Origin of the sequence: Yoonia sp. 67-2 (assembly GCF_035117555.1) — a bacterium.
Taxonomy (GTDB): Bacteria; Pseudomonadota; Alphaproteobacteria; order Rhodobacterales; family Rhodobacteraceae; genus Yoonia.
Genome location: NZ_JAYKPK010000005.1, coordinates 107977 through 122968, shown reverse-complemented (window position 1 = coordinate 122968; position 14992 = coordinate 107977). Strand labels below are relative to the sequence as shown.

Sequence of the window (14992 nt, the reverse complement as noted above, 5' to 3'; positions counted from 1 at the left end):
TTCCATCTTCCGAGCATAAATATCCCCGCCGGAGGCATAAAAGTCAGCCCTCGACATGCGCCACCTCCATATCATGGGCACCGCCCAGCATCAGGCCGATCTGCTCCACGCTCAGCCCCTGCGCCGGGCGCGGCGCGGTCAACCGTCCGCCGTTCAAAGCGGCAAAACGATCAGAGATTTCCATCAATTCATCCAGATCCTGAGAGATGCAGATGACCGCCGCACCTTTGTCTGCCAGATCCAGCAGGGCTTGCCGTATCGCCGCCGCGGCAGAGGCATCAACCCCCCAGGTCGGCTGGTTGACCACAAAGACCAAAGGGTCCTGCATGATCTCGCGCCCGATCACGAATTTCTGCAGATTGCCGCCCGACAGTGACCGCGCCGTATTGCCCGGCCCCGGTGTGCGCACGTCAAAGGCCTTGATCACCGCGCTGGCGTAATCCCGCGCCTTGCCCCAGCGGACAAAACCGCGCTTTGATAAATCCTGCCGCGCCACCGCTGTTAGAAGCGCATTTTCGGTCAACGTCATATCTGGGGCGGCGGCATGGCCCATCCGCTCCTCGGGTGCCGCCAGCAGGCCAAGACGGCGGCGCGCATTCGGGCCCAGATGCCCGATGCTTTTGCCTGCCATCATCACCATATCACGTCCGGTGCGGATTTCGCCCGACAGGGCCGCGACCAATTCATCCTGCCCGTTGCCAGCGACACCGCCGATCCCCAGTACCTCGCCGCGGCGCACGGTCAGATCAATATTGCGCAAAGCGGTGCCAAAGCGGTGCGGCGCATTCGCGCTCAGCCCTTGCAGTGTCAGGATGACCTTGCCTTCCGGGCGCGCGGCCTTGTGCGGCACGTGCAGGCTGCTGCCGACCATCAGCTCTGCCATTTCGCGGGTCGAGGTCGCCCGTGGATCGCAGGTGCCCACAACCTGCCCCAGCTGCAGCACCGTGGCCGCATCACAAAGCGCACGGATTTCTTCCAGCTTATGCGAGATATAAAGGATCGCTGTCCCCGCCTCGCGCAAGCGGCGCAGGGTTGCAAACAGGATCGTCACCTCTTGCGGGGTCAGGACCGATGTCGGCTCATCCATGATCAAGAGCTTAGGGTCCTGCAACAGACAGCGGATGATCTCGACCCTTTGCCGTTCCCCGGCTGACAGTTCACCCACAATCCGCGTCGGGTCCAAAGGCAGGCCATAGTGATCCGACACCTGCCGCACCTGTGCGGCAATCTCGCGCTGGGGCGGCGGGTTTTCCATGCCAAGGGCGATATTTTCGGCCACATTCATCGCGTCAAACAGCGAGAAATGTTGAAACACCATGGCGACCCCCGCCGCCCGGGCCGCACGAGGATCGGCGGGTTCAAACAATGCGCCGTTCAGATGCATCTGCCCTGCGTCAGGTTTCACCAAGCCATAGATCGTCTTGACCAAGGTCGATTTGCCTGCGCCGTTTTCGCCCAGCAACGCATGGATCTCACTCGGCTGGATCGCGAAGGACACATCCTTGTTCGCGACAACACCGGGATAGGCTTTGGTCAGCCCGTCAAGGCGCAACAAAGGGGTCGTCATGCGCGGCTTTCCTTGCTTTGGTGCGTCTGCGGTCTGATCATGGCGGCTGCCACGCCAAGCGCAAGGGCTGCGGGATGTTTGCCCAAAGATGTGTCACCAATCGGACAGGCAATGCGCGCGATTTGGGCCGGCGCATGCCCCAAAGCCGCCAATCTGGTGCGAAACCGCGCCCATTTGGTGGCCGATCCGATCAACCCGACAGAGTCGAAACTGCGCTGCAAGATGGCATGGCACAGCGCCAGATCAAGCGCATGCGAATAAGTCAGGATCAGATGTGCTGCATCATCCGGCGCATGGCGCACAGCCTGCACCGGATCGACAGCGACAAGCGTCGTCACATCCGTCTGCGGAAACCGGTCCGCCGCGACATCGACCCATGTGATCGCAAAATCGGGCAAAGGCTGCATCACATGCAAAATCGCCCGGCCCACATGGCCTGCGCCATAAATCCACAGTGGCCGGCGCAAAGGCTCATCCAGCGCCGCTGTCTGTTCCCAGAGCAAGGTCACCGACCCGCCGCAGCATTGCCCCAAGGCAGGTCCCAGCGGGATCACCGCCCGATGATTGCTGCGACCCTCCGCCAGCATCCGCCGCGCCTCGGCCATCGCGTCCCACTCCAATGCGCCGCCGCCAATCGTGCCTTCGGTGCGGTCGGGCCAGACCAGCATCTGTGTGCCTGCCTCGCGCGGGGCCGATCCGGCGGTGCTGGCCACGGTGATGCGGATCGGGATCATCCGCGCGCCCTTTGCACAGCGCGCAGAATTTCCTCTGCCGTGGCAGGGGCCTGCAAATCAGGATAATGCGGCCCGCAGGCCTGCACCGCTGCCGATAGCGCGAGGAACGCGGAAATCCCCAGCATGAACGGTGGCTCCCCCACCGCTTTGGACCGATAGATTGTCTGTGCCGGATTGGGCTGATCCCATAGCGCCACGTTGAAGACATCAGGCCGGTCCGAACAGGCGGGGATTTTATAGGTTGCAGGCGCATGGGTGCGCAGACGGCCCTTGTCGTCCCAGACCAGTTCCTCGGTCGTCAACCAGCCCGCCCCTTGAACATAAGCCCCCTCGACCTGTCCAATATCAATTGCGGGGTTCAGCGATGCCCCCGCATCATGCAACAGATCAGCGCGCAAAATCCGGTTCTCGCCGGTCAGCGTATCGATCACCACTTCGGTCACCGCCGCACCTTGGGCAAAATAAAAGAACGGCGTGCCTGCGCCTTTGATCCGGTCCCAGCTTAACCCCGGTGTCTTGTAAAACCCGGTCGCCGACAGGCTGACGCGCTGGAAATAGGCTGTTTGGGCGGCTTTGGCGAAGGTCATCACCTCGCCACCGATATGTACTTTCCCATCGGCAAAATGCACATCCTCAATGCGCGCCTGATGCAGTTCCGCCAGACAGGCGGCGATCCGGTTGCGGATAATATCACAGGCATTGGCTACGGCCATCCCGTTCAGATCACTCCCCGAGGACGCAGCCGTTGCCGAGGTATTCGGCACCTTGCCCGTATCCGTCGCGGTGATCTTGACCGCCGCCACGTCGATCCCGAACCGCGCTGCCGCAACCTGCGCGACCTTCTGAAACAGACCTTGCCCCATCTCGGTGCCGCCATGGTTCATATGGACCGAGCCATCCTGATAGACATGCACCAAAGCGCCCGCCTGATTGAGATGGCTCAGCGTGAACGAAATCCCGAATTTCACCGGGCTAAAGGCGATCCCTCGCTTCAACACCGGCTGATCCGCATTCCAGCGCGCAATTGCGGCCACACGCGCATGGTAATCCGCCGTCTCCAGCAACCGTTCCGTCAGCCCATGCAGGATAAAATCCGTCACCGGCATGTGATAAGGCGTGGTCTGCCTTTCCATCGTCCGAGTGGAAATATCCTCGGGGGGAAGGTGCGCAGCACCGTGGGGGGCAGACAGCCCCCCATCCGCCATTGGCGCATAGAAATTCCGCTGTCGCACAAGCACCGGATCAAGCCCCAGCTCTGCCGCGACATGATCCATCACCCGCTCGATCCCCAAAACCCCCTGCGGTCCGCCAAAACCACGAAAGGCTGTGGCCGATTGCGTATTGGTCTTGAGCCGGTGCGAGGTGATCCGCGCCACCGGCAGATGATAGGCATTATCCGCATGCAACATCGCCCGGTCCGCCACCGGCAAGGATAGATCCAGCGCCCAGCCGCAGCGCGCGATCTGGATGAAATCCACCGCCAGCAGATGGCCGTCATCATCAAAGCCGACATCATAGCTGATGCGGAAATCATGCCGCTTGCCGGTGATCATCATATCATCATCACGGTCATAGCGCATTTTGCAGGGCTTGCCGGTCAGCCGCGCCGCGACCGCACAGGCCACTGCCAGCGCATTGCCCTGACTTTCCTTGCCGCCAAAACCGCCGCCCATCCGGCGCACTTCGCAGCGCACCGCATGCATCGGCAGGCCCAAAGCCTCTGCCACTTTATGCTGGATTTCGGTCGGATGCTGGGTGGAGCTTTGCACCACCATATCCCCGCCTTCCTGCGGCAGGGCGAGGGCGGCTTGCCCTTCGAGGTAGAAATGCTCTTGTCCGCCCATATCGATCCGGCCCGACAAGCGGCGCGGCGCAGCGGTGAGCGCCGCATCTACATCACCCTTGGTCCAGATGCGCGGGCCATCCTCGAACCGGCTGTCCGCGACCATGGCCTGATCAATGGTCAGGATCGGCTCTTGCGCATCAATCGTGACCTTGCCCAACCGCGCCGCCTTGCGCGCGGCCAGATGGCTATCGGCCACCACGAGAAAGAGCGGCTGACCGAGGTAATGCACATGCTCAACTGCCAAAAGCGGCTCATCATGGGCCGAGGGTGACACATCATTGGCAAAAGGCAGATCAGCCGCGGTCAGGACCGCGACAACGCCTTTGGCCGCGCGCACTGCATCAAGGCCCATCGCGGTGATCACACCTTTGGCGATCTCCGACAGGCCAAAGGCCAGATGCAACGTGCCGGCAGGCGTCGGGATATCGTCGATATAGCGCGCTGTGCCGGTGACATGCAGATGCGCGGCATCATGGGGCAGAGGTTTGGCGATGCTCATGCGCTGACCTCCAGCACATTGGCGGCCTGACCCTGGCTTTGCGCGAAATAGCGGCGCAGTAGGTTCTGTGCCGTTTGCAGCCGGTAGCTGGCAGAGGCGCGCATGTCGGTCATCGGCGTGAAATCTTCGGCGAAAGCCTTGGCCGCCAGATCAATTGTCGCCTGGGTCCAAGGCTGTCCGAGCAGCGCTGCCTCCACCTTGCTGGCACGCGCAGGTATCCCCGCCATCCCGCCAAAGGCGATCCGGGCAGCGGTCACAATCCCATCCGCGACTGTGACATTGAAACACCCGCAAAGAGCAGAGATATCCTGATCGAACCGTTTCGATATCTTGTAGCAGCGCAGGTCGGGCGCATGGCGGGGCAGGGTGACGCCGGTCACCAATTCGCCGGGTTGGCGGTCCTGCTTGCCGTATTCCAGAAAGAAATCCTCAATCGGCATCTCGCGCGTCGTTTCTCCATGCCGCAGATGCAGCGTCGCCCCGAGCGCGATCAGCGCCGGGGGGTTATCCCCGATGGGCGACCCATTGGCGACATTACCGCCAATCGTCGCGGCATTGCGCACCTGGTCAGAGCCATAGCGGCGGATCAGTTCCGCGTAGGATGGGTGATATTCACCCATCATCCCCAACACCTGCGCCATCGTGACGCCTGCGCCGATATGGATCACCTCATCAGTCAAAGTCACGTGCTGCAAATCCGCGCAACGGTGCAGGAACACGAGCTTGTCCAGATCGCGTAGTTGCTTGGTCACCCACAGGCCGACATCTGTCGCCCCGGCAACCAGCGTCGCATTCGGATTGGCAGCAAAATACGTCGCCAATTCATCAAGTGTTTCCGGCGCATAGGCTGCCGCCGCGACCACAGGTGCCTTGTCCTGCATCCAACCCGGCACCGGGGCATCCTCTGCCGCCTTGGCCGCGCGGATGATCGGCGCGTAACCTGTGCAGCGGCACAGATTTCCCGCCAGCACATCGTCATGATCTGTCCGGCCCGCCAGATGCGCGGCCGCCATCGCCGCCACGAAACCCGGCGTGCAGAACCCGCATTGCGATCCGTGGTGATCAATCATCGCCTGTTGCACCGGATGCAGCGCGCCATCCGGGCCGCTGATCCCTTCCACCGTGCGCACCGCCTTGCCATGCAATTGCGGCAGCAGCAGGATACAGGCGTTCAGCGATTTCGCCCCGCCTGCATCCGTCACCATCACCGTGCAGGCACCGCAATCGCCTTCGTTGCAACCTTCCTTGGTGCCGCAAAGCCCGCGCACGTTGCGCAGCCAGTCGAGCAGGGTCGTCGTCGGCTGCGCCGCAACGCAGACGGTTTCCCCGTTCAGAAGAAACGTCACTTCCATTGTCATAGACCTGCCGCCTTACCAGACCCGAGGGGTGCCAAATGTCGATGCGGCGTAGACATCTGCCCGAGATTAGAGCGTATCAAACCGGCAGGCAGGCCGCTTTGCAAGGGTTTTCGGCGCGGAATGCCACACAGCGTTGCTTTCGCTCAAACATTGGGCGGATCTCAGGGCAGGGGCGCATCCCGGTTTTCCCAGATCGCCCGCTGCCAGGCGAGCCAGCCTTGCACCTCGATCAAAGGTTCAGTCTCTAACTGACAAGTCCGCACCCGGCCTCGTTTCACGGACCTGACAACGCCGCTGTCCTCCAGCACTTTGAGATGCCGCATGAAGGTTGGCAGCGCCATTTTATGCGGCTTGTGCAACTCGCTGACACTGGCCGGGCCAGCGGCAAGGCGTTGCAACACAGCGCGGCGCGTCGGATCGGCCATCGCACCAAAGAAGGAATCGAGTTTGTCAGTCATCCGGCTGAGTGTCAGGTGATGGCGTTCCAAGTCAAGCGTGATGCCCGGACGCCCTTGTGCCTGCGCGCCCATCCGCTACCTTTGGCCGATGACAGATCATCCCCGATTCATCCACCTGCGCACACATACCGAATATTCCTTGCTCGAAGGGGCGGTGCCAGTCAAATCGCTGGCCCCTTTGGCGGCGGGCATGGGGATGCCGGCGGTCGCCGTGACCGACACCAACAATATGTTCTGCGCGCTGGAATTCTCCGAATATGCATCCAAGGCGGGCGTGCAGCCGATTATCGGTTGCCAGATTGATCTGACCTATACGACCCCCGAGCCGGGTAAACGGCCAGAGGCACCTGCGCCCATCGTCCTGCTGGCGCAGAATGAGGCTGGGTATCTCAACCTGATGAAGCTGAATTCCTGCGCCTATCTGGATGCCGCCGGGCAATTGCCGCAGGTCACTGTTGCGGAACTGGCGCAATACAGCGCCGGTCTGATCTGCCTGACCGGCGGGCCTGATGGCCCCATCGGGCGTTTGTTGCGGCATGGCCAGCAGGCCAAGGCGGATATGCTGTTTGATCAGATGGCGTCGATCTATCCCGAACGGCTTTATGTTGAATTGCAACGCCACCCCGGCGACGGCGGCCTGCCCGATGCGGAGCGCATGTCAGAGCGCGGCCATATCGAAATGGCCTATGCCAAGGGGCTGCCGCTGGTGGCGACCAACGATGTCTATTTCCCCAAGTCGGCCCTTTATGAGGCGCATGATGCGCTGATCTGCATCGCGGATGGTGCCTATGTCGATCAACAAGAACCCCGCCGCCGCCTGACGCCGCAGCATTATTTCAAATCGCCCCGTGAAATGGCGACGTTGTTTGCCGATCTGCCAGAGGCTTTGGACAATACGATTGAGATTGCCAAGCGTTGCGCCTTCAAAGCCTATAAACGCGCGCCGATCCTGCCAAAATTCGCTGATGACGAGGTCGCCGAATTGCGCAGGCAGGCACAGGAAGGGCTGAAAGCACGGCTTGCCGTGATCCCGCATGCGGCACCTGTGGAGGACTATGAAAAACGGCTCGATTTTGAACTCGGCATTATTGAAGGCATGGGGTTCCCCGGCTATTTCCTGATCGTGGCCGATTTCATCAAATGGGCCAAGGATAACGGCATTCCGGTTGGTCCCGGGCGTGGGTCCGGGGCCGGCTCCCTGGTGGCCTATGCGCTGTTGATTACCGATCTGGACCCTTTGCGCTATTCCTTGCTGTTCGAACGCTTCCTGAATCCTGAACGTGTGTCCATGCCCGATTTCGACATCGATTTCTGCATGGACCGGCGCGAAGAAGTCATCCGCTATGTGCAGGACAAATATGGCCGCGACCGGGTTGGCCAGATCATCACCTTCGGTGCGCTCTTGTCCAAGGCTGCCGTGCGCGACGTGGGCCGTGTGTTGCAGATGCCTTATGGGCAGGTGGACCGTCTGTCCAAGATGATCCCGGTTGAGGGCGTCAAACCCGTCAGCATCGAAAAGGCTTTGGCCGATGAACCGCGCCTGCGTGAAGAGGCGAAGAATGAAGAGGTCGTGCAGCGCCTGCTGACCTACGCCCAACAGGTTGAGGGGCTGCTGCGCAACGCATCCACCCATGCCGCAGGTGTGGTGATCGGCGACAGACCGCTGGATGAGCTGGTGCCTTTGTATCAGGACCCGCGGTCCGACATGCCTGCCACGCAATTCAACATGAAATGGGTCGAACAGGCCGGGCTGGTCAAATTCGACTTTCTGGGCCTGAAAACCTTGACGGTAATCCAGAATGCGGTGGAATTGATCCGCAAGGCCGGGCGCAGCCTGAATATCGCAGCGGATGGTGATGTGCTCTATCAGCCACCCGTGGGGTTTGAATATGACATCGGGGCGATCCCACTCGATGATGACAAATCCTATGCGCTTTATGCCAGCGCCAAGACCATCGCGGTGTTTCAGGTGGAAAGCTCCGGCATGATGGATGCGCTCAAGCGCATGAAGCCGACCTGTATCGAGGATATCGTCGCGCTGGTGGCGCTGTATCGGCCCGGCCCGATGGAGAATATCCCGACCTATTGCGAGGTGAAGAACGGGATCAAGGAGCTGGAATCGATCCATCCCTCAATTGACCATATCCTGAAGGAAACCCAAGGCATCATCGTTTACCAAGAACAGGTGATGGAAATCGCGCAGGTCATGGCGGGCTATAGCCTTGGCGGGGCCGATTTGCTGCGCCGCGCGATGGGTAAGAAGATTGCCGAGGAGATGGCCAAGGAACGCCCTAAATTCGAGGCTGGGGCCAAGAACAACGGGGTCGAGCCAAAAAAGGCGCGCGAGGTTTTCGACCTTCTGGAAAAATTCGCCAATTACGGTTTCAACAAATCCCACGCCGCCGCCTATGCCGTGGTCAGCTATCAGACGGCTTGGCTGAAAGCGAACCATCCTGTCGAATTCATGGCCGGGGTGATGAATTGCGATATCCATCTGACCGACAAGCTGGGCGTCTATTTTCAAGAGGTAAAAAAGGGGCTGGGGATCGATTACATCCCGCCCTGCGTGAACCGTTCGCAGGCGATGTTCGACGTGCAGGATCAGAAATTGGTCTATGCTTTGGGTGCTTTGAAAAATGTCGGGGTCGAGGCGATGAAGCTGATCGTCGCGGGGCGCGATGGCGACGCAGAGCCACGCAGTTTCGGACTTGCTCCGGGACCGCAACACAGTGGCGAAAGCCCCGGAGATGCAGCCCACAAACCCTTTGTCAGCCTCTATGATTTTGCCCGCCGCTGTGATCTGAAACGCGTCGGCAAACGGTCATTGGAAATGCTGGCACGGGCCGGGGCTTTCGATGGGCTCGACCCGAACCGGCGGCGGGTGATGTTGTCGTTGGATGCGTTGACTGCCTATTCGGCGGCGATCCATGACCAGAAATCCTCCAACCAAGTGTCGCTCTTCGGTGACGCGGGCGAGGATCTGCCGGAACCGCGCCTCGCCTTTGGCGATGACTGGCTGCCTGCGGAGCGGCTGGCCGAGGAATTCAAGGCGATCGGCTTCTATCTGTCCGGGCACCCGCTGGATGACTACATGTCTGCGCTGAAGCGCAAACAGGTGATGACGCTGGACGAGGTGATCGCGCGCGCTGAAAAAGGTGCGACGATTGTGAAGATGGCGGGCACCGTGTCGGGGCGGCAGGAACGCAAATCGGCGCGCGGCAACCGCTTTGCCTTTGTGCAATTATCCGATCCGACCGGGCAATATGAGGTGACGATGTTTTCCGACACGCTGGAGCTCGCCCGCGAACATCTGGAGACGGGATCCCAGATCGTGCTGCAATGCGAGGCGACGATGGAGGCGGATCAGCTCAAATTGCTGGGCCGGTCGGTGTCGCCGATCGATTCTGTCGTGGCGGATGCAGGATCGGCCGGGTTGCGGGTGTTCATCGACCGGCCGGATGCAATTGCGACGGTCGCCAGTATCCTCGCCAATGCCGCCCGCGATGGCGTGCGCGCGGCGCGCGGATCGGTCTTTGTCTGCCTGATGGGCGATGACCTGCCCGGCGAGGTCGAGATTGATCTGGGCGAGCCGTTTCCGGTCAATCCGCAGATCAAAGGCGCTTTGCGCAGTCTGACTGGCGTGATCGAGGTAGAAGACGCGTAAGGTGGACCTGGGTCCACCTTACCAATGCGGCGGGCGCTGATCGGCCAAGGCAACGCTGCCGCCAGCATCGAGATCACGCGACGCTTCGCGCTCCATCAACAACGCGACCCGGCGTGTCAGCAGCGTCAGTTCCTTGTCCTGCCGCGCGACGATATCGGACAGATCATCGACGCTGCGCGTCAGATGGGCGATTTTTTCTTCGAGATGTTCGATATTGCTCATGCCGCCTGATACACCGCCTTGGCGCGCGCGCAAAGCCTGTGGCGAGGCCAGTCTTTGAGTATTTTGGGAAATAAGAAGCGAAAGCGGGATCGCAGGGCTGTTGCATTGCATTGCCCCTGTCATGCTGTCGGGGTAAACGGCGCCAAAGCAAAAGGACATCGCGATGGCCAGTGACAAAAAGCAACCCCGCCCCAAGGCCGTGACGCCCAAAGGGTTTCAGGATTATTTCGGCGCGGATGTGACCGAACGCAATGCCATGCTGGGCAAGATCGCCGCTGTCTATCATCGCTATGGCTTTGATGCGCTGGAAACCTCTGCGGTGGAGACGGTCGAGGCATTGGGCAAGTTTCTGCCCGATGTCGACCGCCCGAATGAGGGGGTTTTCGCCTGGCAGGAAGATGCCGACTGGCTGGCGCTGCGCTATGATCTGACCGCACCGCTTGCGCGGGTGGCGGCGCAATATCGCAATGATTTGCCCTCGCCTTATCGCCGCTATGCGATGGGCCCGGTCTGGCGCAATGAAAAGCCGGGGCCGGGGCGGTTCCGGCAGTTTTATCAATGTGATGCGGATACTGTGGGCGCGGCCAGTATAGCAGCGGATGCCGAGATTTGTGCGATGCTCGCCGATTGTCTGGAAGAGGTCGGGATCGCGCGCGGGGATTACGTGATTAGGGTGAATAACCGCAAGGTGCTGAATGGGGTGCTGGAAGTCGCGGGCCTGTCGGGGGAAGACAAGGAAGCGGAACGCGGGATCGTGCTGCGCGCGATTGACAAGCTGGACCGGCTGGGGATGGACGGTGTGCGCGCGCTGCTGGGCGTAGGGCGCAAGGATGAGAGCGGGGATTTCACAAAGGGCGCGGGGTTGTCGGAGACACAGGCCGATGTCGTGATCGGTTTCATGGAAGCCAAGCGCGACACCGGCGCTGACACTGTCGCACGTCTGGCTGAACTGGTTGCCGGATCGCCCATTGGTGTCGCCGGTGTCGCGGAACTTGAAGAGATCGCCGATCTGCTGACGGCGCAGAGTTACGGCCCCGACCGCATCGTCATCGACCCATCTGTCGTGCGCGGCCTCGGCTATTACACCGGCCCCGTTTACGAGGCCGAACTGACCTTCGAAGTCACCGATGAAAAGGGCCGTCCGCGCAATTTCGGCTCGGTCGCGGGGGGCGGGCGCTATGATGATCTGGTCAAGCGTTTCACCGGGCAAGAGGTGCCAGCCACCGGTGTCTCCATCGGCGTTGACCGCTTGCTGGCCGCTTTGCGCGCTACCGGGCGGATCGAGAGCAAGGCGGCAGGCCCTGTCATCGTCACCGTCATGGACCGCGCGCGGATGGCTGATTATCAGACCATGGTTGCGGAATTGCGCAATGCGGGGATCCGGGCCGAGGTTTATCTGGGCAACCCCAAGAACTTTGGCAATCAGTTGAAATATGCCGATAAACGCGCCTCTCCCGTCGCGATCATCGCGGGCGGGGATGAGTTTGATCAGGGTATCGTACAGATCAAGGATTTGATCCTTGGTGCGCAGATCGCGCAGAATGCGACGCTGGAGGAATGGAAAGACCGGCCCAGCCAATATGCCGTGCCGCGTGACCAGATGGTCGCGAAGGTCCGGGCTATTCTGGATGGACAGAGCTGATGCCGACCTCGCCCGCAACATTGAAAGAGGCGCGCCGCCTGCGCGATCACTTTGCCGCGCAAGGCGCTGTCGTGGTTAAGGCTGACGTGCTGCAACCCGCTGATCTGCTGCTCGATCTTTACGGCGAGGATATCCGCGCCCGTGCTTATCTGACAGCCGATCCCTTGCGGGGCGAGATGGTGCTGCGCCCGGATTTCACCGTGCCGGTGGTGCAGATGCATATGGAAACCGATGCTGATCCTGCGCGCTATACCTATTCCGGCAAGGTGTTCCGCAAGCAGGAAAATGACGAGACCCGCGCCAATGAATTCGTCCAGACCGGCTATGAGGTGTTCGACGGCCAGAACCCCGCCGCCGCCGATGCCGAAGTCTTTGCCGTGATTGCCGAAGGTCTGGCCGGGCTGCCCCTGCGGGCGGCCACCGGCGATATCGGCGTGTTGATGGCCGCCGTGCGGGGCCTGCGCACCACAGATGACCGCAAAGCGGCCTTGCTGCGGCATATCTGGCGGCCATCACGGTTTCGTACGCTGCTGCGTCGCTATGGATCGGGCGAGGTGCCGGTGGCGCGGCAGGCCTTGCTGCAAGCCGCTGATCCATTCGTCGCCTCCGGTGCCAATATCGGGTTGCGCAGCAGGGCTGAAGTAGCCGCGCGTATCGCCGCTTTGCGCGCGGATGCGCAAGCGGCACCTTTGGCTGCGGATGAGATCGCCTTGATCGATGCGATCCTTGGCCTGCGCGCGACGAGCACAGATGCGCTGAGCGTGTTGCGCGATATCGCCGTCGACATGCCCGCCATCGGCAGCGCCGTGCGGCGGATGGAGGCGCGGTTGAACGCACTTTCCGCGCGCGGCGTTGATGTTGATGCGCTGGAATTTGAGGGCAGCTATGGTCGCACATCGTTGGAATATTACGACGGGTTCGTGTTCGGCTTTTATGCCAGCGACCGGCCCGAATTGCCGCCCATCGCCACGGGCGGGCGCTATGACGCGCTGACCGCACGGTTGGGGCAGGGGCGCGCCGTGCCTGCGGTGGGCGGTGTGATCCGCCCCGATCTGGCGCTGGAGGTGGGCAAATGCTGAAACTCGGGGTGCCGTCCAAAGGGCGGCTGATGGAAAAGACCTTTGACTGGTTCGGCGCGCGCGGCGTGACCCTGCGCAAGGCGGGGTCAGAGCGTGAATATGCCGGTGCTGTCGATGGGATCGACGGGATCGAACTGGTGCTGTTGTCGGCAGGGGAAATCCCGCGTGAATTGGCGCTGGGCAATATCCAGTTGGGGGTAACCGGGTCTGATCTGGTGCATGAAAAGCTGGTGAATTGGGGCAGCCGGGTGACGGAACTGGCCCCGATGGGTTTTGGCGGGGCGGATCTGGTGATCGCGGTGCCGCAGGCCTGGGTCGATGTCGATACGCTGGATGATCTGGATGCGGTCGCTGCTGCCTTTCGCGCGAAACATGGGTTCCGTTTGCGGATTGCCACGAAATATCATCGGCTGGTGCGCGATTTCCTGCGCGATGCCGGGGTGGCGGATTATCAATTGGTCGATAGCCAAGGTGCAACCGAAGGCACCGTCAAGAACGAAACCGCCGAGGCGATTGCCGATATCACCTCGACCGGGGAAACCCTGCGCGCCAACGGGCTGAAGATCCTGTCGGATGGGCTGATCCATGCGTCGCAGGCGACCTTGTTCCGCGGCAAACGGTCGGACTGGACGGATGTGCAGCGCAAGACGCTCAAGACGCTGCTGAACACGCTGGATATCTGATCATTCCGCAGGCGAAAGCGCGATCCGCGCCTGCCCAAGGCGCGGATGCACCTTACGCGATAGCACCCAAGCGGCCAGCAAGCTGATGCCAGAGGCCGCGAAAACGCCCGAGACTGGCAGGGTCAGCAGGACCAGCCAAGCCGTGCCGGGGGCGAGGATGCCAGAGACATCGCGGAAACTGGCATAGACGGCGGCCATCTCGGTCCGTTCCGATGGTTTCACCGCCAGCAGGAACGGCAGACCCCCCGACACATCCAGCAGGATCAGAAAGAATGACCCGCCGACCAGTGTCAGCACCGTCAGCAATGGCCAGCCCGCAGCCAAGCCAGCCAAAGTGAATAACAGACCAGCCGTGGCAAAGCCGGTGCGCACGGCCTGCCGGATCGAATGTTTCTGCATCCAGCGCAGCATCAGTGGCGTGACAAACAGGGCTGCGTTCGACATCGACAGGACGAACCCGCCGATCCGGTCACCCAGCCCGTTTTCAATCGCATAGATCGGCAGATAGACGATATAGACCCACCAGCCGCCCGACCGGATCACCGCAAAAAGCCAGCCCGCCACCAACCTTGGCTGCGCGGCAAAGCGCGGCAGAAAGGCCAGAGGATTGGCTGGTGGCCGTTTGCTTTTGGTGATCAGCTTGCCGTTGCCCAACCGCATCCAGAAAAACAACACCAACATCGTCGTGGCGGCCAGTGCCGCGATCAGGAACGGGGCGGGGGCCCACCAGACATAAAGCGTGACACCAAGCGCCGGGCCAATTGTCCAGCCCGCCGCGCTGTAAAACAGGCGCGAGGTTTCCAGCCGGCCCAGTTGGATTTTGGCGATGTAATCCATCACATAGGCGTTGAAACAGACAAAGGTGATGACCGTGGACATCGTGTTCAGCCCCAGCCCCAAGACCACCGCCATCGGCGATCCGGTCGCGGCCAGCAGCGACCCGATCACGAACAGGCTCGCGCCGATCAGATAGGCCCAGCGCCGGGGCAGGAAACGCACGACATAAGGCACCATCAGGCCAGTGATCAGCGAGATGAGGCCGATGACGAAGTAAGCCTCAGAGATCACCTGCGCATCCTGCAAAGCATTATACATCGCCAGCGGAAAGACCGAGATCAGGATGCCGCGCGCCACAGCCTCGGTCGCGGCAAGACTTGCAAAGCCGCGCACGGAAGGGGCAGGCGCATGGCGCAGCCATTCGGGAATTCGACGTTCATGCATGGGGCGGCCTTTGACAATT

The 14992-nt window shown here is 61.3% G+C and carries 11 protein-coding genes; 4 read left to right on the top strand and 7 right to left on the bottom strand.

The window, feature by feature from the left end; all coding sequences use genetic code 11:
* Window positions 1-43 precede the first annotated feature (43 nt).
* From VOY09_RS10020 to VOY09_RS10000, 5 genes are all read right to left on the bottom strand, one after another.
* The gene (locus tag VOY09_RS10020) at window positions 44-1567 is read right to left on the bottom strand and encodes an ABC transporter ATP-binding protein (protein WP_322894866.1); all 1524 of its coding nucleotides are present in this window, start codon (window positions 1565-1567) and stop codon (window positions 44-46) included.
* Window positions 1564-2301, bottom strand: a complete 738-nt coding sequence (gene xdhC, locus VOY09_RS10015; protein ID WP_322894865.1) for a xanthine dehydrogenase accessory protein XdhC — start codon at window positions 2299-2301, stop codon at window positions 1564-1566. Before xdhC ends, VOY09_RS10020 begins: the two co-directional genes overlap by 4 nt.
* Window positions 2298-4646: a xanthine dehydrogenase molybdopterin binding subunit gene (gene xdhB / locus VOY09_RS10010; protein WP_322894864.1), complete on the bottom strand. Its 2349-nt coding sequence runs from the start codon at window positions 4644-4646 to the stop codon at window positions 2298-2300. The genes xdhC and xdhB overlap by 4 nt, the downstream gene beginning before the upstream one ends.
* On the bottom strand, window positions 4643-5998 hold the full coding sequence (gene xdhA / locus VOY09_RS10005; RefSeq protein ID WP_322894922.1) for a xanthine dehydrogenase small subunit: 1356 nt from the start codon (window positions 5996-5998) through the stop codon (window positions 4643-4645). Before xdhA ends, xdhB begins: the two co-directional genes overlap by 4 nt.
* A 167-nt stretch (window positions 5999-6165) precedes the next feature.
* Complete coding sequence (locus tag VOY09_RS10000) at window positions 6166-6462, bottom strand: metalloregulator ArsR/SmtB family transcription factor (protein ID WP_322894921.1); 297 nt, start codon at window positions 6460-6462, stop codon at window positions 6166-6168.
* A gap of 88 nt (window positions 6463-6550) precedes the next feature.
* Here VOY09_RS10000 and dnaE point away from each other — a divergent pair, with 88 nt between their 5' ends.
* A complete protein-coding gene (dnaE, locus tag VOY09_RS09995; RefSeq protein WP_322894863.1) occupies window positions 6551-10126 on the top strand; it encodes a DNA polymerase III subunit alpha in 3576 nt (1191 codons plus the stop codon).
* Between the two features lie 18 nt (window positions 10127-10144).
* Here the strand turns inward: dnaE and VOY09_RS09990 are convergent, their stop codons facing one another.
* Window positions 10145-10348, bottom strand: coding sequence for a SlyX family protein (locus VOY09_RS09990; RefSeq protein WP_322894920.1), 204 nt, complete (start codon window positions 10346-10348; stop codon window positions 10145-10147).
* A 163-nt stretch (window positions 10349-10511) separates the two neighbouring features.
* Here VOY09_RS09990 and hisS point away from each other — a divergent pair, with 163 nt between their 5' ends.
* Genes hisS through hisG form a run of 3 tightly spaced genes read left to right on the top strand, consistent with a single transcriptional unit; the run spans window position 10512 to window position 13752 of the window.
* On the top strand, window positions 10512-11990 hold the full coding sequence (hisS, locus tag VOY09_RS09985; protein WP_322894861.1) for a histidine--tRNA ligase: 1479 nt from the start codon (window positions 10512-10514) through the stop codon (window positions 11988-11990).
* A complete protein-coding gene (locus tag VOY09_RS09980; protein WP_322894859.1) occupies window positions 11990-13069 on the top strand; it encodes an ATP phosphoribosyltransferase regulatory subunit in 1080 nt (359 codons plus the stop codon). Before hisS ends, VOY09_RS09980 begins: the two co-directional genes overlap by 1 nt.
* Window positions 13063-13752, top strand: a complete 690-nt coding sequence (gene hisG / locus VOY09_RS09975) for an ATP phosphoribosyltransferase (protein WP_322894857.1) — start codon at window positions 13063-13065, stop codon at window positions 13750-13752. Before VOY09_RS09980 ends, hisG begins: the two co-directional genes overlap by 7 nt.
* On the opposite strand, the gene VOY09_RS09970 is transcribed toward hisG, so the two are convergent.
* Window positions 13753-14973 (bottom strand): MFS transporter, encoded by a 1221-nt coding sequence (locus tag VOY09_RS09970; protein ID WP_322894855.1) that lies wholly within the window; start codon window positions 14971-14973, stop codon window positions 13753-13755.
* Window positions 14974-14992 lie beyond the last annotated feature (19 nt).

Bases quoted from the DNA above. Each gene is read 5' to 3' on its own strand.
- VOY09_RS10020 (WP_322894866.1), bottom strand. From the start codon at position 1,567: ATGACGACCCCTTTGTTGCGCCTTGACGGGCTGACCAAAGCCTATCCC.
- xdhC (WP_322894865.1), bottom strand. From the start codon at position 2,301: ATGATCCCGATCCGCATCACCGTGGCCAGCACCGCCGGATCGGCCCCG.
- xdhB (WP_322894864.1), bottom strand. From the start codon at position 4,646: ATGAGCATCGCCAAACCTCTGCCCCATGATGCCGCGCATCTGCATGTC.
- xdhA (WP_322894922.1), bottom strand. From the start codon at position 5,998: ATGGAAGTGACGTTTCTTCTGAACGGGGAAACCGTCTGCGTTGCGGCG.
- VOY09_RS10000 (WP_322894921.1), bottom strand. From the start codon at position 6,462: ATGACTGACAAACTCGATTCCTTCTTTGGTGCGATGGCCGATCCGACG.
- dnaE (WP_322894863.1), top strand. From the start codon at position 6,551: ATGACAGATCATCCCCGATTCATCCACCTGCGCACACATACCGAATAT.
- VOY09_RS09990 (WP_322894920.1), bottom strand. From the start codon at position 10,348: ATGAGCAATATCGAACATCTCGAAGAAAAAATCGCCCATCTGACGCGC.
- hisS (WP_322894861.1), top strand. From the start codon at position 10,512: ATGGCCAGTGACAAAAAGCAACCCCGCCCCAAGGCCGTGACGCCCAAA.
- VOY09_RS09980 (WP_322894859.1), top strand. From the start codon at position 11,990: ATGCCGACCTCGCCCGCAACATTGAAAGAGGCGCGCCGCCTGCGCGAT.
- hisG (WP_322894857.1), top strand. From the start codon at position 13,063: ATGCTGAAACTCGGGGTGCCGTCCAAAGGGCGGCTGATGGAAAAGACC.
- VOY09_RS09970 (WP_322894855.1), bottom strand. From the start codon at position 14,973: ATGCATGAACGTCGAATTCCCGAATGGCTGCGCCATGCGCCTGCCCCT.